This is a genomic window from Kitasatospora sp. HUAS MG31 (assembly GCF_040571325.1).
Lineage (GTDB): Bacteria > Actinomycetota > Actinomycetes > Streptomycetales > Streptomycetaceae > Kitasatospora > Kitasatospora camelliae.
In genome coordinates this window covers 685,826-708,599 of the sequence record NZ_CP159872.1, presented here as the reverse complement: position 1 = coordinate 708,599, position 22,774 = coordinate 685,826, and the positions used below count along the sequence as shown (strand labels likewise).

Genomic DNA, 22,774 nt, shown 5'->3' with positions numbered 1-22,774 from the left:
CCCGCCCGGGTCCGCCGGCTTTCCGGCCCGCGGACCGGCGCTGCGCCGCGCTCGCGGCGGGCCACCACCCGCCCTGACGCGGCCGCATGCCCGACGGGCCGCCCCATGCCCGGTGGCCCGCCGGGAAGACGACCGCCCGCCCCGCCCCCGCGTGCAGGACGCGGGGGCGGGGCGGGCGGGGTGTGTGCGCTACGCGGTCGCCGGCCGCCGGACCGGGCCGAGGGTGAGGCCGTGCCAGACCGGCAACTCCTCCACCTCCAGCACCTCGTCCGCCGGGTACTCCCGGCGCTCGGCCGCCTGCGCGTCCTCCTCGCGCCGGGACCGCCGGTCACCGCCCGTCGGCCCGGCCGACCGCCCATGACCCGAGGGCCGCGCCCCGGAGCCGTGCGAGCCGCCCATGCCGGCGTGCCCGAACGCCCCGAACATACCCGGCGCCGGCGCCGCCCCCGTCTGACGGCCCGCTGCGGCCGCCTCCGACTGGCGGCCCGACCCGGAGTCCGTCCCCGAACGGGTACCGCCCGCCCGGGACCCCGCGCCGGACCCCGGGCCACGACCGGCCAACTCGCCCGAGGCCAGCGGCTGTCCGAGCCGCATGCTGCCGATCCCCGGCGCACCGGCCCGGCCCGCGCCGGCCGCGAACGCGCCGCCCACGGCCGCCGCCGCGCCGAGCGAACCCGCCGCACCGCCGAACCCGCCGGCTCCGCCGGCCAGCCCCGACGCCGCCGCGTGCGAGCCCGCGCCGCCGGACCCTCCGAGGTGCGGCCGCAGCCCGTCGAAGGCGGTCAGGCCGACGTCCCGGCCCCCGCCGAACGGACCGCCCGGCACACCGCCGGCCAGCTTCGTCCCGCCCGGGTGGAACAGCGAGAGCCCGCCCAGGTAGCCGCCGTTCATCTGCTGGGTGTGGGCGTCCTCGTTCTCCGACATGTTCCGGACCACCTGGTCCATCCGGTCCGCCGTGCCCCGGAACGAGGACAGGATCCGGTTGAGCACCTCGACGCCGACCGCCCGGGCGATCTCCTTGGCGGCCGCGATCGCCAGCTTGCCGAACGCGTCGCCCGGCTTGCCCACGTCCAGCCCCTCGATGACCCGGCGGAAGCCGCTGCCGTGCGCGTCCAGGTCGTCGGCGTGGCGCCGCAGGTCCACCGCGCAGGCGGCCATCTGCCCGAGGTCGACCCCGAAGCCCTGCCCGACGGAGACCACCGAACTCCCCCCGGTGACCTTGGCGACGGCCTTCTCCGCCAGGTGCGCGATCGGCTCCGCCAGCTCCTTGGCCAGCCGGCCGACCGCCTCGTCCAGGAGCTTCCCGAGGATCTCCTTGCCGAGCCGGATCACCGCCCCGGTGCTCCACCCGCCGGTCCCCGTGGCCGCGGCCAACTGGGCCTGGATGGAGACCAGCTGCGTGATCGCCTGGCCCTTGCAGACCTCGATCACCACGGCCGCCGCGGTGAGCGCCTTGGCCGCCGTCTCCAGCGCCTCGGTGATGATCTCGGCGTACTTCGAGATGTCCCGCCACACCTCGGCCAGCTTGTCGGCCGCCGCGCCGTGGTAGACCTCGGCCAGCTTGCCCAGCGCCTTGTCGGCGGCCATCTGCGTGGAATCGATCTGACTCGCCAGTTTCTTCAGCTGGTTCGCCAACTCGATGAGTTCGTCCTCGTTCGCCTGAGGCCATTTCAGTCCCAGCAGATCCAGGACGAACTGAAGCTCAGACGGTAACTGTATTGCCATGCTGCTCCCACCCATCTGTCACCACCCGCACACGGTGACCATACAGAGCCGACACAGCGACCACTACCGTGTGGTGCCGTTCCGATTCCCGGAGGGAACTGTGCCACCGGCCTGTGACAGTTTCCGACCGCTCCGGGCACGGTGCGTGGATTAGCGGGGAGGCGGTTCCGGAAAAGGTGGGGATTCCGTGTTCGAGCGGTGCGGTGGGGGCGGTGGGATGTGCCACGGCGCGGTACCGGTGGGCCGGACGGCCCGTGCCCCGCCGTTCGGAGTGAACGGCGGGGCACGGTCGGGGCGGGGCCTCGGACGGTCAGGCGGTCGGGTCGGAGGCGGTTCGGTCAGGCGGTTCGGTCAGGCGGTGAGGATGCCCGGGTCGCTGAGGCCGGGGGCGCCGGTCTCCACGTGGCCGGCCAGGCGGCGGAGGTAGCCGGCCGGGGTGGTGGCGGTGACGGTGACGTCGTACCAGCGGCGGCTGGCGGTGAGGTCGACGGTGTGGGTGACCGTGGCGCCACCGGCCACGGTGAGGGTCTGCGGGGTGCCGGCGTAGGCGTTGGAGACGGTGACCCGGGCGTCGGTGGTGCCGCGGTTGGTGAAGGTCAGCAGCAGGTTGCCGCTGGTCGCGCAGTGGCGGGCGGTGACCTCGGGCCCGGGGGTCTTGCCGGGGTGGCGGAAGCCGCGCAGGAAGCCGTTCGGGCCGTGCACGGTGAGGTCGGTGGCGCCCTTGGAGTACTTGGTGTTCCAGCTGTCGGAGACCGAGGCGCCGGCCCCGGCGGTGTAGGTCCAGGGCCCGTCGGTGCGGTTGGCCGAGGTGACCAGGAACTGGGCGCCCGCGTCGGCCCCACCGCTGAACGTCAGCGTGAACTTGCCGGTCGCCGGGTCGGCCGAACCGTCCACGTACGGCGCGTACCTGAGCGGCCGGGTGGGCTTGCTGCCGGGCTCCTGGCGCGGCATGGCGCCGACCGCGGGGACGGCCGGGACGTAGTCCGGGTGGCGGTTGCGGTCCGGCGGGTAGTAGCCGGCGGTGGACGGCAGCGCGGCGCCGGTGGCGTCGGACCGGGTGAAGTCGAAGGCCGAGGTGAGGTCGCCGCAGACGGCCCGCCGCCAGGGCGAGATGTGCGGCTCGGTCACCCCGAACCGGCGCTCCATGAACCGGATGATCGAGGTGTGGTCGAAGGTCTCGGAGCAGGTGTAGCCGCCCTTGCTCCACGGCGAGACCACCAGCATCGGCACCCGCTGCCCGAGGCCGTACGGGCCGGCCTGGTAGCCGGTCTTGCCGGGGAACCAGTCCAGGGTGGTGGAGACCGTGGACAGGCCCTGGGAGGCCGAGCCGGGGACGTACGGCGGCACCACGTGGTCGAAGAAGCCGTCGTTCTCGTCGTAGGTGATGAACAGCGCGGTGCGGGCCCAGACGTCCGGGTTGGAGGTGAGCGCGTCCAGCACCTGCGCGATGTACCAGGCACCGTAGTTGGCGGGCCAGTTGGGGTGCTCGGTGAAGGCCTCGGGGGCGGCTATCCAGGACACCTGCGGCAGCCGGCCGGCCTGTACGTCGGAGCGCAGGACGTCGAACAGGCCCTGCCCGGCCTTGGCGTCGGTGCCGGTGCGCGCCTTGTCGTACAGCGGGCTGCCCGGCTGGGCGTTGCGGTAGGTGTTGAAGTACAGCAGGGAGTTGTCGCCGTAGTTGCCGCGGTAGGCGTCGTTGATCCAGCCCCAGGAGCCGGCCGCGTCGAGGCCGTCGCCGATGTCCTGGTAGATCTTCCAGGAGACGCCGGCCGCCTGGAGCCGCTCCGGGTAGGTGGTCCACCCGTAGCCCGCCTCGGCGTTGTTGAGGACCGGGCCGCCGCCGGTCCCGTCGTTGCCGGTGTGGCCGGTCCACATGTAGTAGCGGTTGGGGTCGGTGGAGCCGAGGAAGCTGCAGTGGTACGCGTCGCAGAGGGTGAAGGCGTCGGCGAGGGCGTAGTGGAAGGGGATGTCCTCGCGGGTCAGGTACGCCATGGTGGTGGCGGTCTTGGCGGGCACCCACTGGTCGTACTTGCCGTTGTTGAACGCCTTCTGGCCGCCGGCCCAGTCGTGGTTGAGGTCCTGGATGAACTGCATGCCCAGGTTGTTCACCTGCGGCCGGAACGGCAGGATCTCCTTCTTGGCGGCGTCGGTCTGGTACCAGACGGGCTTGCCGCTCGGGAGGGTGACCGGGCGGGGATCGCCGAAGCCGCGAACGCCCTTCATGCTGCCGAAGTAGTGGTCGAAGGAACGGTTCTCCTGCATCAGGACGACGATGTGCTCGACGTCCTGCAGGCTGCCGGTGAGGCCCTGGGCCGGGATCGCGGCGGCCCGGGCGATGCTGTCGGACAGGGCGGTGAGCGCGGCGGCGCCACCGGCGAGCTGCAGGAAGCGGCGGCGGTTCAGATCTGCCATGGGGGAAGGGCCTTCACTGGTGAGGGAGACGGGCGCCCCAAGGACAGCGTGTCCGGGGTACCACGTGGGGGACATGTCATGACTGCCCGCCCAACGCCGGGCGAACGCGCCCGGATACGGGCCGGTAGCCTCGGCGGGCGCGGTCGGCTCCGGTGCGGACGGGCGGACCGGCGGGGGCTCACGGGCAGGTTTCCGGCAGCGCCGGAATCCGGGGCGGGCGGTTTCGCGGGCCGGACGGCGGTGCGGCAGGGTGGTGCTGATCAGCCGTCCGGTCCGGCCCCGGACCCCGGCGGTCCGAGGAAGGAGCCAGCCCCCGCATGACCGCGCCCGATGCCGCGCCCGGCCCCGCGTCCGACGCCGTTCCCGACGTCGCTCCCGTCGCCGTGCCGGCTCCCGCGACCGCCCCCGGCCCGGTCGGCGGGCCGCAGTCGCTCGACCGCGCGCTGGACGTCCTCGACGCCGTCGCCGCGGCGGACGGCCCGCTCACGGCGCGGGCCCTCGCCGAACACCTGGACTGCGCGCTGTCCACCGTCTACACCCTGCTCGGCCCGCTCACCGCACGCGGCCACCTGGCCCGTACCAGCGGCGGGTACACCCTCGGCCACCGGATCCCGGTCCTGCACCGCGCCTACCAGCGGCAGCAGCGGTTCGGCCGGGACGTCCGCGACCTGCTGCTGCAGGTCCGGCGGGTGGCCGGCGCCGAGGCGTACTTCAGCACCTTCCGGGACGGCGGGATCACCGTCGTGGACAGCACCACCCCGGTCTCGGCGCAGGGGGAGCCCTTCGCGGTGGGCGTCGAACAGCAGGCCCACGCCACCGCGCACGGCAAGGTGCTGCTCGCCGGGGTGCCCAGGGCCGCCCGCCGCCGGTACCTGGCCGAGCACGGGCTGCCCCGGTTCACCGAGCGCACCATCACCTGCCCGGAGCGGTTCGAGAGCGAGCTGCGACGGGTCCGCGCCCAGGGGTACGCGGTGTCGGTCGGCGAGTACGACGCCGGCCTGTGCTGCGTGGCCGTCCCGCTGGCGCTGCCGCTGCTGCCGCCGGCGGGGGCTGACGGCCCCTCGGGCGTCCGGCCGGCCGGACCGGCCGTCCAGGCGCTGTCGGTGTCGCTCCCGCTCGCCGACCACCGGCGGCGGCACCGCGAGGTGACCGCCGTCCTCACCCGGGCCGCCCGCCAGGCGGCCTGACCGTCCCTTCCCGTCGTCCGCAAGGAGAAATCAGTGATCTTCATCGTCGTCAAGTTCACCGTCCGTCCGGAGCACAGCGAGCAGTGGCTGTCCCTGGTCGAGGAGTTCACCCTCGCCACCCGCGCCGAGCCGGGCAACCTGTTCTACGAGTGGTCGCGCAGCGTGGACGACCCGCACCGGTACGTGCTGGTGGAGGGCTTCGCGTCGGCGGAGGCGGGGAAGGCGCACGTCGACTCCGAGCACTTCAGGACCGCGATGGCGTGGATGCCCGACGTGATCGCCGCGACCCCGGAGATCGTCCACACCGAGGTCCCCGCCGAGGGCTGGTCGTCGATGGCCGAACTCTCGCCGCGCTGGGCTTAGGCGGACCGGCGGACCGGCGGACCGGCGGACCGGAGGTCCGGGCCCGGGTCTCGGGCCCGAACCGGCGCGGCCCGTCGGTCAGCGGTGGTCCTGGCAGGGCCGGAGGGCCGACCCGGGGGCGGGCGGGGTGACCGGGACGGGGTCCGCTCCCCAGTGCTCGGCCACGTCCTCGCGGATCGGCTCCCCGGTCCGGGGGTTCACGGTGAACACGTACGTCACGCAGTGGGGGTACCGGGCCTCGACGGTGAACCGGTCCGGGCCGGTCCACTCCACGGTGATGTCGCCGGACCGTGCCGCACCCTCGCCGAAGCCGCCGTCCACCTCCCAGTGACGGGCGAGCAGGCCGGACGTCGCGATCCGCAGGTCCCAGAGCGGGTCCGGCCCGGGCACCCCCCGATCGACGCGGAGGGTGAACCCCGTGCCGCCGGGGGAGTGGTGGCGGGCCACGGTCTGGTCGCTGCCCGGGCCGAACATCAGGTGAAGCGCGCCGAGCAGCAGGGCGGCCACAGGACCAGGGTGCCCAGGGTCCCGAGGATGGCGCCGACCCAGCGTGAGTCGCGTCCCCGGGGGCGCAGTGCGGGCGCGAGGAGGAGGACCGGGGCGGTGGCCGCGAGTTGGAGGACCGGGTGGAAGAACAGCCGCTCGCCCCAGAGCAGGCCGCCCGACCGCGCCTGCAGGATGCCGAGCACACCGGTCAGGAACAGCAGTGGGACGGCCGCGAGGGCGATCCCGAAGTTCCGGTGGCTCCGGAGGTTCCGGACGTCCGGGCGGGCGGTGGCCGGTGCCGGGGAGTGCCGTTCGGCCGCCGCCGTGCTGTCCTGACCTGCTGTCATGTGAGGCCCCGCTCGGTCGGGAATGGTGTCGGTGGAGCGTGGTCCGTGTCCGGGGTGAGGACGCCCGGTCCGCACGGCCGGTTGCGGTGACCGGCGTACCCCTTGTGCCCCCGGGCTGGTGGAGCGGCTCGGACTGCGGGTGGTCGGCGGGCGGTGCCACCATGGAAGCCGGAAGCGCAGGACCGGGAGGCGGCCATGGCGCAAGAGGACCGGTTCCACCTGGATCACCTCGGCTGCTCGGTGACCATGACGGTACGGCTCGGCGGGCACCGGGAGCTGGAACTGCTGGTGGACGGCCACGAGGTCGGGTTCGAGCGGGTGCACGGGCACCATGCCGAGACGCACCGGCTGGCCGCCGTCCTGCCGAGCACCCCGCCCGTCCCGATCGAGGTGGAGGTGGCGCTGCCGGGGCGGACGAAGGGGGAACCCGTGTGCGTCCTGGTCGTCGGCGAGGAGCGGCTGCCGATGCCGCGGAACGACATACCGCGGCGGGCGCGGCCGATCGAGGCCGACTACTACGGGTAGCCCGTAGGGTCGCCCCTCGTCTCACCGCTCTGCCAGGCGGTCGAGTTCGGCGGTGAACAGGGCCGCCGGGTCGAAACCCATGCCCTGGAAGTGGCCGGCGAGTTCGAGTGAGAGCACGCCGTGCAGCCGGGTCCAGAAGGTGAGGGCGAGGCGCAGGTCGGCCGGTGCGGCCGGGTGGTCGCCGGCCCGGCCGCCGTGTTCGGCGAGGTGCTCCGCCAGGGGGTCGGCGGCCTCCCGGGCCGGGACGGCTCCGGCGGCGTTCAGCAGGACGGCCATGATCTCCGAGGCGATGGCGGTGGTCTCGGCCGGTGCGTGGTAGCCGGGCACCGGTGTGCCGTAGATCAGCAGGTAGCGGTGGGGGTCGGCGAGCGCCCAGGTGCGGAGCGCGTGGCCGAGGGGGGCCAGGCCGGGCCCGGTCGCGGCCGCCGCGCGGAAGGCGTCGGCGAGGCTGCGGTAGGCGTCCCGGATCAGCTCGGTGATCAGCTCGTCCCGGCTGGCGAAGTACCGGTAGAGCGCCGGGCCGCTCAGGCCCATCCGCTTGGCGATCGCGTTGAGGGAGAGCGCGGACGCACCCGCGGTGGCGATCTGCTCCCACGCCTGCTGCTTCACCTCCGCGCGGACCTGGTCGCGGTAGCGCTCGCGGGGGGTGCTGGTGGCCCCGGCCATGTCGTGCCGCCCTTCTCTGGAATGCCCTCGGACTGGTTAGACGGTATCACTGTCGCGATACCCGCTTGACGACCCGGCATGCTGCGAGTTAGAACTTATAACGACAGCGAGAGCATGAAGCGAAGGGTCGAGGGACATGGGTATGCCGGAGTACGTCGAGGTCGTCCTGCCGGGCCGGGTCGAGCCGGAGGGCCTGGAGCTGCGCAGCGGACCGGTGCCGACCGCCGCCGAGGGCGGCGTGGTGGTCGCGGTGGAGGCGACCGGGGTCTCCTTCGCCGAGCAGCAGATGCGCCGCGGCCGGTACTACGACCAGCCGCCGTTCCCCTTCGTGCCCGGCTACGACCTGGTCGGCACCGTCGTCGCGATCGGCCCGTGGACCGACCCGGCCCTGGTCGGGACGCGGGTCGCCGCCCTCACCAAGGTCGGCGCCTGGGCCAGCCACGTGGCCCTGGACGCGGCCGACCTGGTCTCCGTCCCCGACGGGCTGGGCGCGGCCGAGGCGGAGACCGCGGTGGTCAACGGCATCACCGCCTGGCAGATGCTGCACCGCAGGGCCCGGGTGCGGGCCGGGCAGACCGTCCTGGTCCACGGCGCCAACGGCGGCGTCGGCTCGCTGCTGGTCCAGCTGGCGCGGGCCGCGGGCGCCCGGGTGATCGGGACGGCCTCCGCACGCCACCACGACGAGCTGCGGGCCCTCGGCGTCGAGCCGGTCGACTACCGCACCGAGAACGTGCCCGCCCGGGTCCGCGCCCTCGCCCCCGGCGGCGTGGACGCCGTGTTCGACCACGTCGGCGGACGCAGCGTGATCGACTCCTGGGCGCTGCTCGCCCCCGGCGGCACCCTGGTCGCGTACGGCAGCGCCGCCACCCGCGACGACACCGGCTCCAAGCAGTGGCCGGTGCTGAAGATCCTCGGGCGGGTGTGGCTGTGGAACGCGCTGCCGAACCGGCGCCGGGCGTACTTCTTCAACGTCTGGGCCGGCCGCGCGCTCTCCGCGGACCGGTTCCGGGCCCGGCTGCGGGAGGACCTCGGCCAGGTCTTCGCCGCCATGCGGCGCGGCGAGGTCACCGCGCGGATCGCCGCCGAGCTGCCGCTCAGCCGGGCGGCCGAGGCGCTGCGGCTGGCCGAGTCGGGGACGGTGGCGGGGAAGGTCGTGCTGACGCCGTGACGGGGCCACGGCACGGTGGTCCGCGTCCTACGGGGCGGGGGAGGGGCGTCCGGGCCGGGAGCGGCAGGGACTCAGTGGGCCGGGCCGCGGCGGCCGCGACGGCGGGTGCGGCGGCCGGGGCCGGCGGTGGGGTCGGCGCAGGCCAGGCCGAGGGAGAGGGTGATCCGGGCGCCGCCGAGCCGGCCGCGGTCGATCCGCAGGCTGCCGGCGGTGGCCGCGGCGGCGCGGCGGGCGATGTCCAGACCGAGGCCGGTGGAGCCGGTGCTGGCGCCGCGGGCCAGCGCGCCGTCCGGGTCGTCGATGCCGGGGCCGGCGTCCTCCACGGTGAGTTCGACGCTCTGCGCGGTCCGCTCCACCCGGACGGCGAACGCGGTCCCGGGCGGGGTGTGCCGGAAGACGTTGCCGACCAGCGAGTCGATCACCGCCGTGAGGTCGTCCTCGGGGAGCTGGACGGGCGTCGGCTCGCTGGTGATCTCCAGCCGGCAGGTACGGTCCTGGTGGCCCGCCAGGGTGGCCCAGAAACCCGCCCGGTGGCGGATCACCTCCGCCGCCTCGGCGCGCGGGCCGGCCGCCGCGGTCCCGGTGCTCCGGGTGCCCACGCGCACCGCCGCCGTCGCCGCGCGGGAGCCCTCGGGGGCGGTCAGCGCACGGCCCATCGGCCCGGTGGCCAGCGGGGTGCGGGCGGCGGCGATGATCGAGTTGAGCTCCTCCTCCAGCTGCGCCACCGCCGCGCCGATCCGGCGGGTGTCCGGGCCGGGGGCCATCCGGTCGGTGGCCAGGTGGAGGGCGGTGAGCGGGGTGCGCAGCCGGTGCGAGAGGTCGGCGACCAGTTCGCGCTCGGTGGCCAGCAGGCCGACCATGCGGTCGGCCATGGCGTTGAACGCCTGTCCGGCGTCCCGCAGTTCCCTGGGCCCGCCGGGCTCCACCCGGATCTCCAGGTCGCCGGCGCCGAGGGCGTGCGAGGCCCGGGAGAGGGTGCGGGAGGAGCGCACCACCTGGGCGCCGAGCCGGTCGGCGACCAGGACCGAGCCGGCGATCAGGCCGACGGCCAGCAGGGACATCACCGCCCAGGAGGCGGTCACCCCGCGGGTGAGGTCCGCGTCGGGGACGAACTCCTCGACCACGGCCGTCCCGTCCTCGCCGAGCACCACGGGCTGCAGGTAGAGCCAGCCGCCCGGGACGTCCTGGGCGATCGACTCGCCCTCCGCCATCGCCCGCCGCAGCAGTTCGGCGGGGGCGTGCTCGGCCCCCAGCCGCCGGCCGTCGGGCAGGTGGACGCCCAGCCCGTCGCCCGGGTCCAGGCCGGAGACGGCCTGCTGGAGGTCGGCCGTGCCGGTGGTGAGCGCCAGCACCGGGGCGAGGGCGGCGGCCCGCTGCTCGGCGGCGGTGGTGCTCTGCTTGCGGGCCTGGTCGGCCACCAGCACGCCGAGCGGGATCAGGAACGCCAGCGCCACCATCGAGGTGACGGCCAGGGCCACCCCGGCCAGCGACCGTCTCACCGGGGCGTCACCATCTTGATCCCGACCCCGCGCACCGTCCGCAGGTACCGGGGCAGCGAACCGCGCTCGCCGAGCTTGCGCCGCAGCGCCGAGAGGTGCACGTCGATGGTCTGGTCGTCCACGTACGGCTCGCGCCAGACCTCGGCGAGCAGCTGACGCTTGGGCACCACCTGGTCCACGTGCCGGGCCAGGTAGGCGAGCAGGTCGAACTCCCGGCGGGTCAGTCGCAGTTCGACCCCGTCGAGGTGGGCCGAGCGGCCGCGCGGGTCGATGGCCAGCCCGCCCACGACCAGCAGCTCGACCGGACCGGCCGCCGGGCCGGCCGCGGCCACCGGCGGATGGTGGACGGCCGCGGAACGCCGCAGCACCGCGTTGAGCCGGGCCACCAGCTGCCCGCCGGAGAACGGCTTGACCAGGTAGTCGTCCGCGCCGGCGTCCAGCAGCTTGATGATCTCCGCCTCGTCGTCGCGGGCGGTGGCGACCAGCACCGGCACCTGGGAGATGCCGCGGATCATGCGCAGGGCGTCCGCGCCGTCCAGGTCCGGCAGGCCGAGGTCGAGCACCACGGCGTCCAGTGGCGCCCGGGTGACCTCGCGCAGCGCGCCGAACCCGTCGCCCGCGCTGCGCACCAGGTGCCCGTGCGCGCTGAGCACCTCGATCAGCGAAGCGCGTATCTCGGGTTCGTCTTCGACGACAAGGACGCTCGGCATGGGGGACACCGTAGCGGATCGTGGATGATGGGCCGCGTGCACCGCCTCGCTCGCTACCTGCTGGTTTGGATCTGCTGTACGGCCTTCGCCGTGACGGCCGTGTTCGTCGCGGTCGGCTTCGTCGTGGACTCCACGGCCGAGGTCCCGCCGACGGTGCGGACGGTGGCGAACGGGATCGGGACGGCGGCCTCGGCGGTGGCGGAGAGCCCGTCCGCCAGGCCGAGCGGATCGCCCGCCTCCTCCTGGGCCGCGGCCCCGAGTGGTTCGCCGACGGCCGGGGGCAGCCCCTCGGCGGCGCGGACGCGGCCGCCGACCGCGCCCGGCACGACCGTGCCCGTGCCGCAGGGGTCCGACCGGGCCGGCAGCTGCCCCGGCGGCCCGGGTGTGTACACCGTCAAGTCCGAGGGCGGGCAGGTCACCCTCCGGTACGGAGCCGCGGCCGTCTGCCTGATCTCCGCGCTGCCGGCGCCCGGGTTCACCACCCAGACCACCCAGACCTCCGCGCAGACCCTGCAGGTCACCTTCAGCAGCTCCCACCACCGCTCCCAGATCACCTCCACCGTGCAGCCGCGCGCCCAGTCCTCGGTCCGCGAGACGGACCTCTGAGCGGATCCGCGGGCCTGACGGCGAGGTCGGGTTGACCCCCGTCACCCGGGTCCGGACGCAGGTCAGAGCGGGTTTCGCGGGCCTTTCCCGAAGCGCAGGCTGCGGGCTTCCTTAGCCGTTCCTGAAGATCGGCCGCAACGGGGTTCACGGCGGTCCGGGCGCCCTATGCTCGCTGTCGCAGAGAGCTTCTGACGGCCCGCCGGACCGGCGGCGCGACAGGGCTCCCCGCGCACACCGGACTCGCGGACCGGGTGCGCCGCCCCACCGTCTCCCGACGCCCGACCCCCACGGCCGGGCCTCCCACCGGGACACGGCAACCCTCACCCGATCCCGAGGTACCACCATGCCCATCGACCCCCGCGTGCCCCGGCCCCCGCGCCGCGCCCCGGCCCACCGCGCCGCCCGGCGGGCACCCCGGCTGCCCCGGGCGGCCGTCGCCGGAGCACTGCTGCTCGCCGTCGGCGGCACCGTGGCCACCGTCGCGGCGCTCCCCGCCCCGGCCGGCAGCACGGCACCCGACGCCGCCGCCGCGGCGGCCGACCTGACGTCACCGATAGCCGCCGCCGGCGCCGGTGGCGCGGCGACAGCCACCCCGACCGGCCCGGCCGCGCCCACCACCGGGCCCGCCACCGCGAGCACCCCGCCCGCCTCCCCCTCCGCGGCCACGTCCACCGACACCCGCACCGGCGGCCCCGGCGCCACCGCCACGACCTCCGCCGCCGCGATCCCCGCCGCCCGGCCCGGCGGCGCGGCGGCGGGGGCGGGAGCGCCGAGCGGCGGGGACGAGGTCCAGCAGGTCCTGGCCCTGATCAACGATGCCCGGGCCGTCCAGGGCCTCCCGCCGTACACCCTGACGACCGGACTCACCGCGGCCGCCGCAGGGCACAACGAGGTGATGAGCGGCGGCTGCGGCCTCGCCCACCAGTGCCCCGGCGAACCGGCCGTCGGCCAGCGCGAGAGCGCCCAGGGCGTCCACTGGGGCGCCGCCGGCGAGAACATCGGCCGCGGCGGACCGGTCTCCACCTCCACCGCCGACATCGCCGCCCAGGCCGTCCGCCTGACCCAGAGCATGCTCGACGAGAAGCCGCCCGCGGACGGCCACCGCCGCAACCTGCTCAGCCGGAGCTTCACCCACGTCGGCATCGCCGTGTACCGCGACCCCGCCGGCACGGTCTGGCTCACCCAGGACTTCTCCGACTGACCCGGCCACCGCCGGCCCTTCCACCCGCAGGACCCCGTCCACTCCCTTCCGACCCGAGGAACTCCCTTGCGCCGTCCAGCCCTTGCCCTGACCCTCGTCACCGCCGTGGCCGCCCTCACCGCCTGCGGCCCGACCGGCTCCGGAGCCGACGACGCCCCCGCGGCCGCCGCCGTCACGGCCTCCGACGCCGCCGCACTGCCCGAGCCGGTCAACGTCGTCACCGCCCCGCCGGAGACCGAGGCCCCGACCGCCAGCCCCACCCCCGCGCCCAGCGCCTCCACGGCCCGCCCGTCGGCCACCGCCAAGGCCTCGGCCAAGGCCACCAGCGCCGCCCCGGCCAAGCCCGCCGCCGGCGGAGGCGGCCCGATCGCCATCGGCTACTCCGCCACCGCCGACTCGCCCGCCGCGGTGGACGCCGCCATCCGGCAGGCCAAGGCCGACGGCAAGAACGTCCTGCTCGACTTCGGCGCCACCTGGTGCGGCAACTGCAAGGCACTCGACAAGACCCTCGGCGACAGCCAGGTGCAGAGCCTCCTCAACGCCTCCTACCACCTGGTCCAGGTCGACATCGGCAGCCACAGCACCGCCAACTTCAACCTCCTCAAGAAGTACGACTCCCAAGGCAGTTACAAGATGCCCGTGCTGATCGTCGTCACCCCCGACGGCACCGTGCGCACCGACACCAACACCGCCGGCCTGCCCTCCCTCGGCACCAGCGGCTTCACCGCCTTCCTCAAGAAGTGGGCCCCGTGAGCCCCCGCCGCCGCCCCGCCGCGGCCCTGATCGCCGCCCTGCTCGCCCTCCCCGCCGCCGGCTGCTCCGCCGGCGGGACCACCGAACGGACCGAGCAGGCCACGGCCGCCGCCGTCCTGCTCGGCCGGTTCGAGGAGAGCGGCGTCACCGTCACCGTCGCCCTCCGGGACTGGCACGACGGCGCCGGAACCCTCGAACTCTCCTTCACCCCCGGGGAGTCCGGCTTCCACCTCTACGCCACCGACCTCCCCCCGAACGGCGTGGACGGCGTCGGCCGGCCCACCACGGCCCGGACCGACGGCGCCCTCGGCACCACCGCCCCGCTCACCGTCGCCGCCCCCGTCCGCCGACTCGCCCTGGAGGGCGTCACCGGAACGGTCCCCGTCTACCCGGACGGGCCCGTCACCGCCACCCTCCCGGTCCGCGCCGCCGGCACCGGCCCCGCCGCCGTCCACATCGGCTACGCCGCCTGCAGCGAGACCGACGGCTGCCTGCTGCCCGTCGACGACCACCCGGTCCCGCTGGACATCACCCCCACCGGGCCCACCGCCGCCCCGACCGGCTCGACCCCCACCTCGAGGTGAACCCCGTGCCTCCCCGCCCCCGGGCAGTCCTCGCCGCGGCCGCCCTCCTCGCCACGGCCCTGCTGGCCGCCACCGGCTGTGCCGCCGCCGACGCCCTCCAGCAGGGCCCGGCGGCGGCGCCCGCCGGAGGCGCCCCCGCCCTCACCTTCGCCACCGCCGACCGCCTCCCCGCCCCCGACCTCGCCGGCGAGGACCTGGACGGAACCCCGCAGAGCCTCGCCGCCCTCCGCGGCCACGTGGTGGTGCTCAACATCTGGGGATCCTGGTGCGGCCCCTGCCGCGCCGAGGCCGACGGCCTCCAGCGCGTCCACACCGAGACCGAGACCCAGGGCGTGCGCTTCCTCGGCATCGACACCAAGGACCCGCAGCCCGGCCCCGCCCGCACCTTCGTCCGCGACCACGGCCTCACCTACCCCAGCCTGTACGACCCCAAGGGCACCCTGGTCCGCACCCTCCCGCCCCGGACCGTCAACGTCCAGGCCCTGCCCGCCACCCTGGTCATCGACCGCGCGGGCCGGATCGCCGCCGCCATCGCCGCCCCGGTGACCCCCGAACAGCTGCGGGCCGTCCTCGACCCGATCACCGCGGAGGCCGCCACCCCATGACCCCGCCCACCACGCCCCTCCACCTCGCCCTCGACCCCGGGGCCACCCTCGCCCACGGCACCCTGCTGCTCGCCGTCCCGGTGGCCGTCGCGGGCGGCCTGATCTCCTTCTTCTCGCCCTGCGTGCTGCCCCTGGTGCCCGGCTACCTCAGCTACGTCACCGGGTTCTCCGCCGCCGACCTCGCCGACGCCACCGCCCGCCGGCGCGGCCGGATGCTCGCCGGCTCCCTGCTGTTCGTCCTCGGCTTCAGCGCGGTCTTCGTCTCCGGCGGCGCCCTGTTCGGATACTTCGGCAACACCCTGCAGGACCACCGCGAGACCATCACCACCGTCCTCGGCCTGTTCACCGTCGCCATGGGCCTCGCCTTCCTCGGCGTCCTGCCCGGCCTCACCCAGCGGGAACTGCGCACCCACCGCCGGCCCGCCGTCGGACTGGCCGGCGCACCCCTGCTCGGCTTCGTCTTCGGCCTCGGCTGGACCCCCTGCATCGGCCCCACCCTCGGCGCCGTCCAGGCGCTGGCCTGGAGCCAGGCCAGCGCCGGCCGCGGCGCGCTGCTGATGACCGCCTACTGCCTGGGCCTCGGACTCCCGTTCGTCCTCGCCGCCCTCGCCTTCCGGCACGCCCTCGGCGCCTTCGCCGTGGTCAAGCGGCACTACGCCCGGGTGATGCGGATCGGCGGCGGGCTGCTGGTCGCCGTCGGCCTGCTCCTGGTCACCGGGCTCTGGGACCAGCTCGTCGGACAGCTCCAGCAGTGGGCCGTCGCCGCCGAGGGCTGAGCCGCCCCCGCGTGACGGGGAGCCGGTCGGCTGCCCGGGCGCTGCTCACCGTTCCTCCTCCCCGGCGTCGGCCCGGGCACCCGCCCGGGCCGCGAGCAGGAACACCACCAGTGCCAGGGCGGAACAGGCCAGCAGCGCGACGAGCACGTACACCAAGGTGGGATCTCCCTTCGTCCACGTGCTTTCTCGGCAGTCCGGCCCCCACCCCCAAGCGCCCCGCACGGCAAGCCCGCGAACGGGTGACGAAGGCGTCAACGCCATGACGGGGCGTCACCGTCGTGACGGTGTGTCATCGCTGGCGACGGGTGTCGCCGCGTTCGGGGAGGGATCGTCCTGGCGGGACGTCAGCTGGGAAGGGACGTCCCCGCCAGGACAGCACCGGGGGGTCGGGCCCGCGCTGCACGCCGGTGGGGGCCGGACGGTGCCACGGTGGGGGCCGCGGCACGGCAGCGAGGGAACCCGTGGCCCGTCAGGTGCCGGACGACACACGACACCTGACGGGCACCCCTCGCACCAGGCGGCGCCGGCGACCGAGGTCGCAGCAGCGGCGGCGCGCGCCTGGTGGGCTGGTGAGCGGCCCCGCCCCCGATGGGCCGCTGCGCCAGACTCTAGGCCCGCGGCCCGGACGGAGGGAGCCTCACCGCTGCACGGTCGCCCGCCCCCGGGCCTCACCGGTGCACGGTCGGCCACGTCGTACCGCCCGCAGGCCAGTGGCTCACGCGGCCTCGGGGCGCGGCAGGTGCAGCGCCCCCACGGCCGCGAAGGCGAGAGCCACCTCGTACAGGCCGCCGCCGCCCGAGAGCAGTTGGCGGCACAGCAGCAGCTCGGCGCCCCGCAGGTGTTCCCGGACCGTCTGCGGGTGCAGCCCGAGGCGCCGCGCGGTGCGCTCCACGCCGGTGTTCTCCTCCAGCCAGGTGAGCAGGGTGGTGCGCAGATCGCGCCCGTCCTCGTCCAGCCGGGCCAGCAGCGTCCGCGCCCAACCGGACCCGCCCGGGCCGGACAGCACCTCCGCCGCGTCGACGGCCGTCCCGTCCACCGGCCCGCCCGGCGGCTCGGCGAGCGGACCCCGCGCCGCGTCCAGCCGCAGGGCCAGGTGCAGGACGGCCCGGGCGCCCACCTCCGACAGGTCCAGCCCGATCAGGCCGGCCGCCCGGTCCAGCCGGGCCCGGACGGTGTTGCGGCTCACCCCGAGGATCCGGCCCGCGCTGGTCGCCGGGAACTCCAGCCCCAGTTGCAGCGTGCCGAGCATCTGGTCCCGCCCGCTGTACGGCAGTTCGCGCAGCGGACGGAGCACCGCCGCCGCCCAGCCGCCCGCCGCCAGCGGGTCGAGCACCCCGACCAGCCGGCTCTCCGCCGCGTACAGCGCCGCCCGGACCGGCGTCAGCCGGGCGATCGCCAGGGCCCGCGTCGCGTCCCCGTAGGACCCGGCGGTCTGCGAGAGCGGCAGGGCGCCGCTGCCGCCCAGGAAGCGCTCCGGGTGGTCCGCCACGAACCGGAGCAGCACCGCGCCGACCTCGTCCCACCCCGCGTCCGGGTCCAGCCCGGGGACGGTCCGCTCCACGGCCGTCCCGCCGGCGGGGGAGTCCGTCCCGCTCAGCGGCGCCACCACGATCAGGTGCTGGTCGTACGCCGGACAGCGGACCACCAGCGCCCGGCCCTCGGTGGCCTCCGCACACGCGGCGGCCAGCCGGTCCCGCTCCGCCGCCGGACCCTCCAGCACGTAGACCCGGGCGGAGTCGGTGTCCAGCAGCCGGTTGCCCAGCCCCTCCGCCGACCGCTGGGCGAGCGTCACCTCACCGCCCATCAGCAGCTGGAACACCGCCAGCCGCAGCGAGGACGCCACCTCCGCCAGCCGGTCCCGGCCCTGCTCCGCCTCGGCGACCTGGAGCAGCAGCGCCAGCAGGTCCGCGGTGTGGGTGACCACCGCCTTGGCGTCCCGGTCGAACGGCTCCCGGCGGCCCACCACCAGTACCGGGTACGGGCTCCGGCGTCCCACCGCGACCAGTTGCAGACGCAGCTCCCCGTCGTCCAGCGCGGCGGCCCGCAGCCGGCCCGCGGCCAGGTCGCGCACCGCCCGCTCCGCCGCCGGCGGGACCGTCCACCCGCCGGCGGGGGAACCCTCCGGCCGGCCGCCGCACAGCGCCACCGACCCGCCCACGGCCCCGGCCAGCCAGGAGGTGATCCGCTCGATCCGGTCCCCCCGGTCCTCGCCCGCGTCCCGCTCGCGGGCCTGCGCCAGCAGCTTCTCCAGCCGCTCCACCCGCTCCTGCGCCATCCGCACCCGGTGGTCCGCGACGACCTGCGCCACCCGGAACCAGTCCGTCTCCGCCGCCACCCCCAGCACCGCGAGCCCCGCCCGCTCCGCGGCCTCCATCACCTCCTCCGGTACCCCGCCCGCCACCGCCAGCCCCGCCGCCCCGACCCCGGCCAGCCGCCGCACCGTCCCGCCGTCGCCGCCCTCGACCCGCACCAGCTTCCCGGCCAGCTCCGACCCCGGCCGCCCGCCCGCCGCCAGCACCGCGACGCCCCGGACCTCCCGCCCGAGCCCGCCACCAGCCCCGGCCACCACCGCCGGCCCCAACTCCCGCACCTGAGCCAACCGCCCCACCGTCAGCATCCCGCGCACTCCTCCCACCCAGGGCCCGCTACTGGCCCTGACCAGCCCCGATCGTACGGACCCAGCCCCCCACCCCTCGGCCCAGGGCCAGCAACCGGTGAACCCCTGAGGGGGCGCGTGGACCTGCGCGCTTCGGCAGGCCTCGTACCCGCGACGCCGCAACGGCGCCGCATCCGGCCCTCGATCCGTAGCCACGCAGCCGGTCAACGCGCCCGGAAACGCGTTCCGTCACCCTCACCGCCCTCCCCGGAGGAGATTCGACGCCGAGGAGAGGAGCCCACCCCGTGAGCACGGCACCCCACCACCCGGGCGACCACAGCTCGGTCCCCGACCCCGAACGCGCCCTGAAGTACGCCGTCCAGCACGTCGCAGGCGACCGCGCCCAGTACGGCGCGCCGGTCTATTTCCTGAGCGACCGTCAGAATCGTGAGGCCTTCGGCACCCCGGTCCGCCTGCCGGCCCCCTTCTCGTTGGACCTCGACACCACGGCCTTCTGACGGGCCCGCTCCCGCCCGCTACGGCTGGTCGAAGGTCCAGGTGAGGACGGTCTGCCGGCCCTCGGCGAGGCCGCCTGCGCGGCGGTAGGTGGCGAGGGCGGCGGCGTTGTCGTGGTCGGTGACCACCCACATGCCGTAGCAGCCGCGTTCGCGGGCGAGTTCGGCGAGCGCGGCCACCAGCGCCGAGCCGACGCCGCATCCGCGGAAGGCCTCGTCCACGCCCAGCTCGTACAGGAACATCTCGGTGCCCTTGTCCGGGTGGGTGGTCTCGACGCCGGTGACCATCCCGGCCGGTGTGCCGTCCTGGTAGGCGACGAGCAGGTGGTGGCCGGCCTCGGCGAGGAACCGTCCGGTGGCCTCGGGCCGTGGCGGCTCGTCGAAGAGGTGACCGGCGTCCCGGGCGTCCCGGGCCTGCGTGATGCGGCGGATCTCCATACCGGCCATCCTCCCTGTCCGAGCGTCCGCCTCCGGTCGGTCGACCGTTCAGGCGGGCGGTTCGGCGTGGCGGGTCTTGGCGGCGGCACCCGGGCGAGGGGCGCCGTCCACGGCGACGCAGGTGCCGAAGACGCGGTCGTGACCGGTCCAGCCGTTGACGCGGCCGCGGTTGTTGCTGATCTGCACCCTCCGCCGCGCCGGGTCGACGGCCGACACCAGGTGCAGGTAGACCGTGCCGGACACGCGGGCCAGGACGATGTCGCCCACCTCCAGCCGCGTCGGGTCGGCGGGGGCCACCGTCACCTGCTGCCGGCTGCGGATCAGCGGGACCATCGACGTCCCGGTGGGGCGGAACTCCACCGTGGCGCCGCCCGCCACCCTGCCGGCCACCGCGTCCATTGCACCCATCCGGCCATCGTGGCAGGCGAACGGCCGCTTCCTCCACGGGATTTCCGGCCCGCCCCGTCCGCTCCGTCCGCCCCGTCCGCTCCGCCCGACCCGCCCGCCCTCGGCCCGTTCAGGCGATCTCCTTCTCCAGCTGCTCCGCGAACTCCCGCGGCCGCTCGGTCGCGCCCAGGTGGCCGCCCGGGAACTCGGCCAGCCGGCAGTCCAGCAGCTCCGCGAGCCGCTCGGCCGGCCCGTACAGCGGGACCTGCCCGCGGGACTCCCGGCCGACGGCCAGGACCAGGCGGTCGGCGACCGGGCGCAGCCGGTCGAGGTCGGGCCGGCCGGACGAGAACGGGCAGAGCACCTGCTCCAGGAACACCGGCAGATTGGCGTGCATCCGCGGGGCGAACTCCGCCAGCTCGGGTGGCAGTTCGGTCGGGCGGTCGTCCTGCCGGCCGCCGAGGCCCTCGCTGAACCTGGCCATCGCCGGACCCACTCCCGACCGGCGGAAGATCTCCCGGACCTCGGCGAACAGGGCGCGGTGCGGGGCCGGGTCCGGCAGCAGGTCGACCAGCGGCGGCTCGTGCGCGACCACCCGGCGGACCTGTTCGGGGTGCCGGGCGAGCAGGTCCAGGGCGACGATCGCCCCCGAGCTGCAGCCGACCACGGTGGCCTGTTCGCCGGGTGCGAGCGCGTGCAGCAGCCGGGAGACGTCCTCGCTCCATTCGGTGACGCGCTGTTCGCCGGTCGGGCGCCCGTCCGCCGTGCCCGCCTCGCCGTGGATCCGGCTGCGGGACAGGCCGCGCTGGTCGTACCCGATCACCGTGTGGCGGTCGGCCAGGGCGGCGGTGAGACCGGTGTACATCCCGGCGTCGCCGGCGCCGCCGGGGATCAGCAGCAGGACGGGCCCGCTGCCGCGGACCTCGTAGTGCAGGGTGGCGCCGGGTACGTCGAGCGTGCCGGTGGTGCCGGGCGGGGTCATGGGGTGCTCCCGTCGTCTCGGGGTGGCCAGGTGGTGAGGACCGCGTGCAGGGCGTCGAGCGTCCGCGCCCAGGACGCGTCCACCGCGCGGGCGTGGCCGAAGCCGCCGGCCAGCTCCAGGTGGATGTAGCCGTGGAAGGCGCTGCGCAGCAGGCGGGCGGCGTCGGTCAGGTCGGGCTCGGCGAGGTCGTAGCCGCGCAGCATCCCGTAGGTGAGCTCCACGCTGCGGCGGAACCCGACCGAGTCGGCGACCTCCTCGGGGGTGAGGCGCTGCTGGGTGGCCGCGTAGCGGCCGGGGTGGTCCAGGGCGTAGCGGCGGTAGGCGTCCGCGAAGGCGACCAGGGCGGCCTTGCCGGCCCGGCCGGCCACCGCGGCGCCGATCCGTTCGGTCATCTCCTCGGAGGCGAGGAGGGCGATCCGGACCCGCAGGTCGTGCAGGTTGCGGACGTGTTTGTACAGGCTGGCGTCCCGGACGCCGAAATGCCGGGCGAGGGCGGAGACGGTGACCTTCTCCAGGCCGTCGCGGTCCGCCATCACGGCTGCCGCCTCGGTCAGCCTGGCCGCGCTGAGTCCGGCCCGTGCCATGCTCCGCCCCGCTTCCGTCCGGTGAATGTCTCTAGCCCAAAAGCTAAGGGGTCTAGCAAACGCCCGTCCAGCGGTTTTCGGGCCGGGGCGTCCCGGAGGTCGATTGCCCCAAGATCCCTGTCGCCTAATGCCCCATCGGATTGGTGCTATCTCCCCGTAGGATCGGATCATGACGATGAATCAGAACGCCGAGACCCTGTCCGACCGGCCGTCCGCGGCCGCCCCGCTCCCCGCCGTGCTGACCCGCCACGCGGACGCCGAGACCTGCGCCGACCCCAGCAGCGTGATGACCCTGCTGGCCGACTCGGCCGACACCGCCGGGGCGTTCACCAGCTACCGCTCCACCTTCGCCGCCGGCGCGGCGGGCGCGCCCGCGCACTTCCACACCCGCGCCTGGGAGCTGTTCTTCGTGATCAGCGGCGCCCTGCAGGTGCTGGTCGGGGAGGAGGTCAGCATCCTGCGGGAGGGCGACTTCCTCGCCGTTCCGCCGCACACCCCGCACGCCTTCGCCGCCGCCCCGGGCTCCGAGGCGGACGTGCTGTTCGTCTTCACCCCGGGGATGGGCCGCTTCGACTACCTGCGGCTGCTGGGCCGGGTGATGCGCGGCGAGGCGGACCCGAAGGAGATCGCCGAGTCCTCGGAGCGCTTCGACAACCACTACGTCGACAGCCCGGTCTGGCGCGCGGCCCTGGAGCAGTCGGCATGACCGGCCCGAACGCCCCGGCCACCCCGGACGGCCCGACCACGCCGCTCACCCCGATCACCCCGGATCTCCGGATCCGCCTCGCCCGTCCCTCCCGGGACCTGGCCGCCGCCGAGCGCTTCTACGTGGACGGCCTCGGGCTGGCGGTGCTCTGGCGGAGCGCCGAGCGCGTCCCCGGCGAGCACGACCTGCTGATGGTCGGCCCGCCGGGCGGCGCCTGGCACCTGGAACTCACCCACGACCCCGACCACCCGCTGGATCCCACCCCCACCGTGGACGACCTCCTCGTCGTCTACCTCGGCACCCCCGTCGACGAGGCCCTGCTGGCACGTCTGACGGCCCACGGCGGCAACCGGGTCCCCGCCCACAACCCCTACTGGGACGAGTACGGCGTCACCGTCACCGACCCGGACGGCTACCGGCTGGTCCTCTGCACCCGCACCTGGACGGCCTGAGGGACTGAGCCCGGGGCGGCGTCCTCCAGCGGGTGCCCGGGCTGTCCCCGGCGGTCGGTACCGTGGAACCCGTGACCCGTGTACCCCTGGAGGACCTCGTCCGGCTGCGCCGGGCCCGCGACCGGATGGACCGCGACTACGCCGAACCGCTGGACGTCCCGGCGCTGGCCCGCGACGCCCTGATGTCGCCGGGCCACTTCTCCCGCAGCTTCCGCACCGCCTTCGGCGAGACGCCGTACAGCTACCTCATGACCCGCAGGATCGAGCGGGCCAAGGCGCTGCTGCGGCGGGGCGACCTCAGCGTGACCGAGGTCTGCATGGCGGTGGGCTGTACCTCGCTCGGCTCGTTCAGTTCACGGTTCACCGAACTGGTCGGGGAGAGCCCCAGCGCGTACCGGGCCCGCGACCACGACCCGGGTGCCGCCATCCCCGCCTGCGTCGCGAAGATCCACACCAGGCCGATCAGGAACGGAGAAGCGAGGCCCACCGCCGGTCCGTAGC

Annotated in this window: 26 protein-coding genes; 14 read left to right on the top strand and 12 right to left on the bottom strand. The window is 75.4% G+C overall.

Annotated elements, in window-relative coordinates:
* Positions 1 to 189: 189 nt before the first annotated feature.
* Together ABWK59_RS03405 and ABWK59_RS03400 are read right to left on the bottom strand one after the other, a co-directional pair.
* Complete coding sequence (locus ABWK59_RS03405; protein ID WP_354637790.1) at positions 190 to 1,725, bottom strand: hypothetical protein; 1,536 nt, start codon at positions 1,723 to 1,725, stop codon at positions 190 to 192.
* Between the two features lie 351 nt (positions 1,726 to 2,076).
* Positions 2,077 to 4,137 carry a phosphocholine-specific phospholipase C gene (locus ABWK59_RS03400; protein ID WP_354637789.1) on the bottom strand — a complete coding sequence of 687 codons (2,061 nt, stop codon included), beginning with the start codon at positions 4,135 to 4,137 and terminating at the stop codon, positions 2,077 to 2,079.
* A 317-nt stretch (positions 4,138 to 4,454) separates the two neighbouring features.
* Here ABWK59_RS03400 and ABWK59_RS03395 point away from each other — a divergent pair, with 317 nt between their 5' ends.
* Complete coding sequence (locus ABWK59_RS03395) at positions 4,455 to 5,324, top strand: IclR family transcriptional regulator (protein WP_354637788.1); 870 nt, start codon at positions 4,455 to 4,457, stop codon at positions 5,322 to 5,324.
* Positions 5,325 to 5,357: 33 nt separating this feature from the next.
* Positions 5,358 to 5,687 (top strand): putative quinol monooxygenase, encoded by a 330-nt coding sequence (locus ABWK59_RS03390; RefSeq protein ID WP_354637787.1) that lies wholly within the window; start codon positions 5,358 to 5,360, stop codon positions 5,685 to 5,687.
* 78 nt (positions 5,688 to 5,765) lie between these two features.
* Here the strand turns inward: ABWK59_RS03390 and ABWK59_RS03385 are convergent, their stop codons facing one another.
* Both ABWK59_RS03385 and ABWK59_RS03380 read right to left on the bottom strand, forming a co-directional pair.
* Positions 5,766 to 6,194 carry a hypothetical protein gene (locus tag ABWK59_RS03385; RefSeq protein WP_354637786.1) on the bottom strand — a complete coding sequence of 143 codons (429 nt, stop codon included), beginning with the start codon at positions 6,192 to 6,194 and terminating at the stop codon, positions 5,766 to 5,768.
* Positions 6,161 to 6,520, bottom strand: coding sequence for a hypothetical protein (locus ABWK59_RS03380; RefSeq protein ID WP_354637785.1), 360 nt, complete (start codon positions 6,518 to 6,520; stop codon positions 6,161 to 6,163). The genes ABWK59_RS03385 and ABWK59_RS03380 overlap by 34 nt, the downstream gene beginning before the upstream one ends.
* A gap of 195 nt (positions 6,521 to 6,715) precedes the next feature.
* Here ABWK59_RS03380 and ABWK59_RS03375 point away from each other — a divergent pair, with 195 nt between their 5' ends.
* A complete protein-coding gene (locus tag ABWK59_RS03375) occupies positions 6,716 to 7,045 on the top strand; it encodes a hypothetical protein (RefSeq protein ID WP_354637784.1) in 330 nt (109 codons plus the stop codon).
* Positions 7,046 to 7,066: 21 nt separating this feature from the next.
* Here the strand turns inward: ABWK59_RS03375 and ABWK59_RS03370 are convergent, their stop codons facing one another.
* The gene (locus ABWK59_RS03370) at positions 7,067 to 7,711 is read right to left on the bottom strand and encodes a TetR/AcrR family transcriptional regulator (protein ID WP_354637783.1); all 645 of its coding nucleotides are present in this window, start codon (positions 7,709 to 7,711) and stop codon (positions 7,067 to 7,069) included.
* A gap of 136 nt (positions 7,712 to 7,847) precedes the next feature.
* On the opposite strand from ABWK59_RS03370, the gene ABWK59_RS03365 reads away from it, so the two are divergent.
* Positions 7,848 to 8,879 carry a medium chain dehydrogenase/reductase family protein gene (locus ABWK59_RS03365; RefSeq protein ID WP_354637782.1) on the top strand — a complete coding sequence of 344 codons (1,032 nt, stop codon included), beginning with the start codon at positions 7,848 to 7,850 and terminating at the stop codon, positions 8,877 to 8,879.
* Positions 8,880 to 8,950: 71 nt separating this feature from the next.
* On the opposite strand, the gene ABWK59_RS03360 is transcribed toward ABWK59_RS03365, so the two are convergent.
* Both ABWK59_RS03360 and ABWK59_RS03355 read right to left on the bottom strand, forming a co-directional pair.
* Entirely contained in the window at positions 8,951 to 10,378 is a 1,428-nt protein-coding gene (locus ABWK59_RS03360) for a HAMP domain-containing sensor histidine kinase (protein WP_354637781.1), read from the bottom strand.
* On the bottom strand, positions 10,375 to 11,088 hold the full coding sequence (locus tag ABWK59_RS03355) for a response regulator transcription factor (RefSeq protein WP_354637780.1): 714 nt from the start codon (positions 11,086 to 11,088) through the stop codon (positions 10,375 to 10,377). Before ABWK59_RS03355 ends, ABWK59_RS03360 begins: the two co-directional genes overlap by 4 nt.
* 36 nt (positions 11,089 to 11,124) lie before the next feature.
* Between ABWK59_RS03355 and ABWK59_RS03350 the strand changes: the two genes are divergently transcribed.
* The 6 genes from ABWK59_RS03350 (at position 11,125) to ABWK59_RS03325 (ending at position 15,613) form a co-directional block, all read left to right on the top strand.
* Positions 11,125 to 11,694 carry a hypothetical protein gene (locus ABWK59_RS03350; protein ID WP_354637779.1) on the top strand — a complete coding sequence of 190 codons (570 nt, stop codon included), beginning with the start codon at positions 11,125 to 11,127 and terminating at the stop codon, positions 11,692 to 11,694.
* Positions 11,695 to 12,037: 343 nt separating this feature from the next.
* Complete coding sequence (locus tag ABWK59_RS03345) at positions 12,038 to 12,895, top strand: CAP domain-containing protein (protein WP_354637778.1); 858 nt, start codon at positions 12,038 to 12,040, stop codon at positions 12,893 to 12,895.
* Between the two features lie 66 nt (positions 12,896 to 12,961).
* Entirely contained in the window at positions 12,962 to 13,648 is a 687-nt protein-coding gene (locus ABWK59_RS03340) for a thioredoxin family protein (RefSeq protein WP_354637777.1), read from the top strand.
* Positions 13,645 to 14,232, top strand: coding sequence for a hypothetical protein (locus tag ABWK59_RS03335; protein WP_354637776.1), 588 nt, complete (start codon positions 13,645 to 13,647; stop codon positions 14,230 to 14,232). Before ABWK59_RS03340 ends, ABWK59_RS03335 begins: the two co-directional genes overlap by 4 nt.
* A 5-nt stretch (positions 14,233 to 14,237) precedes the next feature.
* Positions 14,238 to 14,837: a TlpA family protein disulfide reductase gene (locus ABWK59_RS03330; protein WP_354637775.1), complete on the top strand. Its 600-nt coding sequence runs from the start codon at positions 14,238 to 14,240 to the stop codon at positions 14,835 to 14,837.
* The gene (locus ABWK59_RS03325) at positions 14,834 to 15,613 is read left to right on the top strand and encodes a cytochrome c biogenesis CcdA family protein (protein ID WP_354637774.1); all 780 of its coding nucleotides are present in this window, start codon (positions 14,834 to 14,836) and stop codon (positions 15,611 to 15,613) included. The genes ABWK59_RS03330 and ABWK59_RS03325 overlap by 4 nt, the downstream gene beginning before the upstream one ends.
* Positions 15,614 to 16,328: 715 nt before the next feature.
* On the opposite strand, the gene ABWK59_RS03320 is transcribed toward ABWK59_RS03325, so the two are convergent.
* Positions 16,329 to 18,230 carry a helix-turn-helix domain-containing protein gene (locus tag ABWK59_RS03320; RefSeq protein ID WP_354637773.1) on the bottom strand — a complete coding sequence of 634 codons (1,902 nt, stop codon included), beginning with the start codon at positions 18,228 to 18,230 and terminating at the stop codon, positions 16,329 to 16,331.
* A 284-nt stretch (positions 18,231 to 18,514) separates the two neighbouring features.
* On the opposite strand from ABWK59_RS03320, the gene ABWK59_RS03315 reads away from it, so the two are divergent.
* Entirely contained in the window at positions 18,515 to 18,727 is a 213-nt protein-coding gene (locus tag ABWK59_RS03315) for a hypothetical protein (RefSeq protein ID WP_354637772.1), read from the top strand.
* An 18-nt stretch (positions 18,728 to 18,745) separates the two neighbouring features.
* Here the strand turns inward: ABWK59_RS03315 and ABWK59_RS03310 are convergent, their stop codons facing one another.
* From ABWK59_RS03310 to ABWK59_RS03295, 4 genes are all read right to left on the bottom strand, one after another.
* Positions 18,746 to 19,162, bottom strand: a complete 417-nt coding sequence (locus ABWK59_RS03310; protein WP_354637771.1) for a GNAT family N-acetyltransferase — start codon at positions 19,160 to 19,162, stop codon at positions 18,746 to 18,748.
* 48 nt (positions 19,163 to 19,210) lie between these two features.
* A complete protein-coding gene (locus tag ABWK59_RS03305) occupies positions 19,211 to 19,570 on the bottom strand; it encodes a S26 family signal peptidase (protein ID WP_354637770.1) in 360 nt (119 codons plus the stop codon).
* A gap of 109 nt (positions 19,571 to 19,679) precedes the next feature.
* Positions 19,680 to 20,531, bottom strand: coding sequence for an alpha/beta fold hydrolase (locus tag ABWK59_RS03300; protein ID WP_354637769.1), 852 nt, complete (start codon positions 20,529 to 20,531; stop codon positions 19,680 to 19,682).
* On the bottom strand, positions 20,528 to 21,115 hold the full coding sequence (locus ABWK59_RS03295) for a TetR/AcrR family transcriptional regulator (protein WP_354637768.1): 588 nt from the start codon (positions 21,113 to 21,115) through the stop codon (positions 20,528 to 20,530). Before ABWK59_RS03295 ends, ABWK59_RS03300 begins: the two co-directional genes overlap by 4 nt.
* A 175-nt stretch (positions 21,116 to 21,290) precedes the next feature.
* On the opposite strand from ABWK59_RS03295, the gene ABWK59_RS03290 reads away from it, so the two are divergent.
* The 3 genes from ABWK59_RS03290 to ABWK59_RS03280 all read left to right on the top strand — a co-directional run bounded on the left by ABWK59_RS03290 (position 21,291) and on the right by ABWK59_RS03280 (position 22,773).
* Entirely contained in the window at positions 21,291 to 21,821 is a 531-nt protein-coding gene (locus ABWK59_RS03290; RefSeq protein ID WP_354644812.1) for a cupin domain-containing protein, read from the top strand.
* Positions 21,818 to 22,273 (top strand): VOC family protein, encoded by a 456-nt coding sequence (locus ABWK59_RS03285; RefSeq protein WP_354637767.1) that lies wholly within the window; start codon positions 21,818 to 21,820, stop codon positions 22,271 to 22,273. The genes ABWK59_RS03290 and ABWK59_RS03285 overlap by 4 nt, the downstream gene beginning before the upstream one ends.
* 125 nt (positions 22,274 to 22,398) lie before the next feature.
* Complete coding sequence (locus ABWK59_RS03280; RefSeq protein ID WP_354644811.1) at positions 22,399 to 22,773, top strand: helix-turn-helix transcriptional regulator; 375 nt, start codon at positions 22,399 to 22,401, stop codon at positions 22,771 to 22,773.
* The last annotated feature ends 1 nt before the right edge of the window (position 22,774 follow it).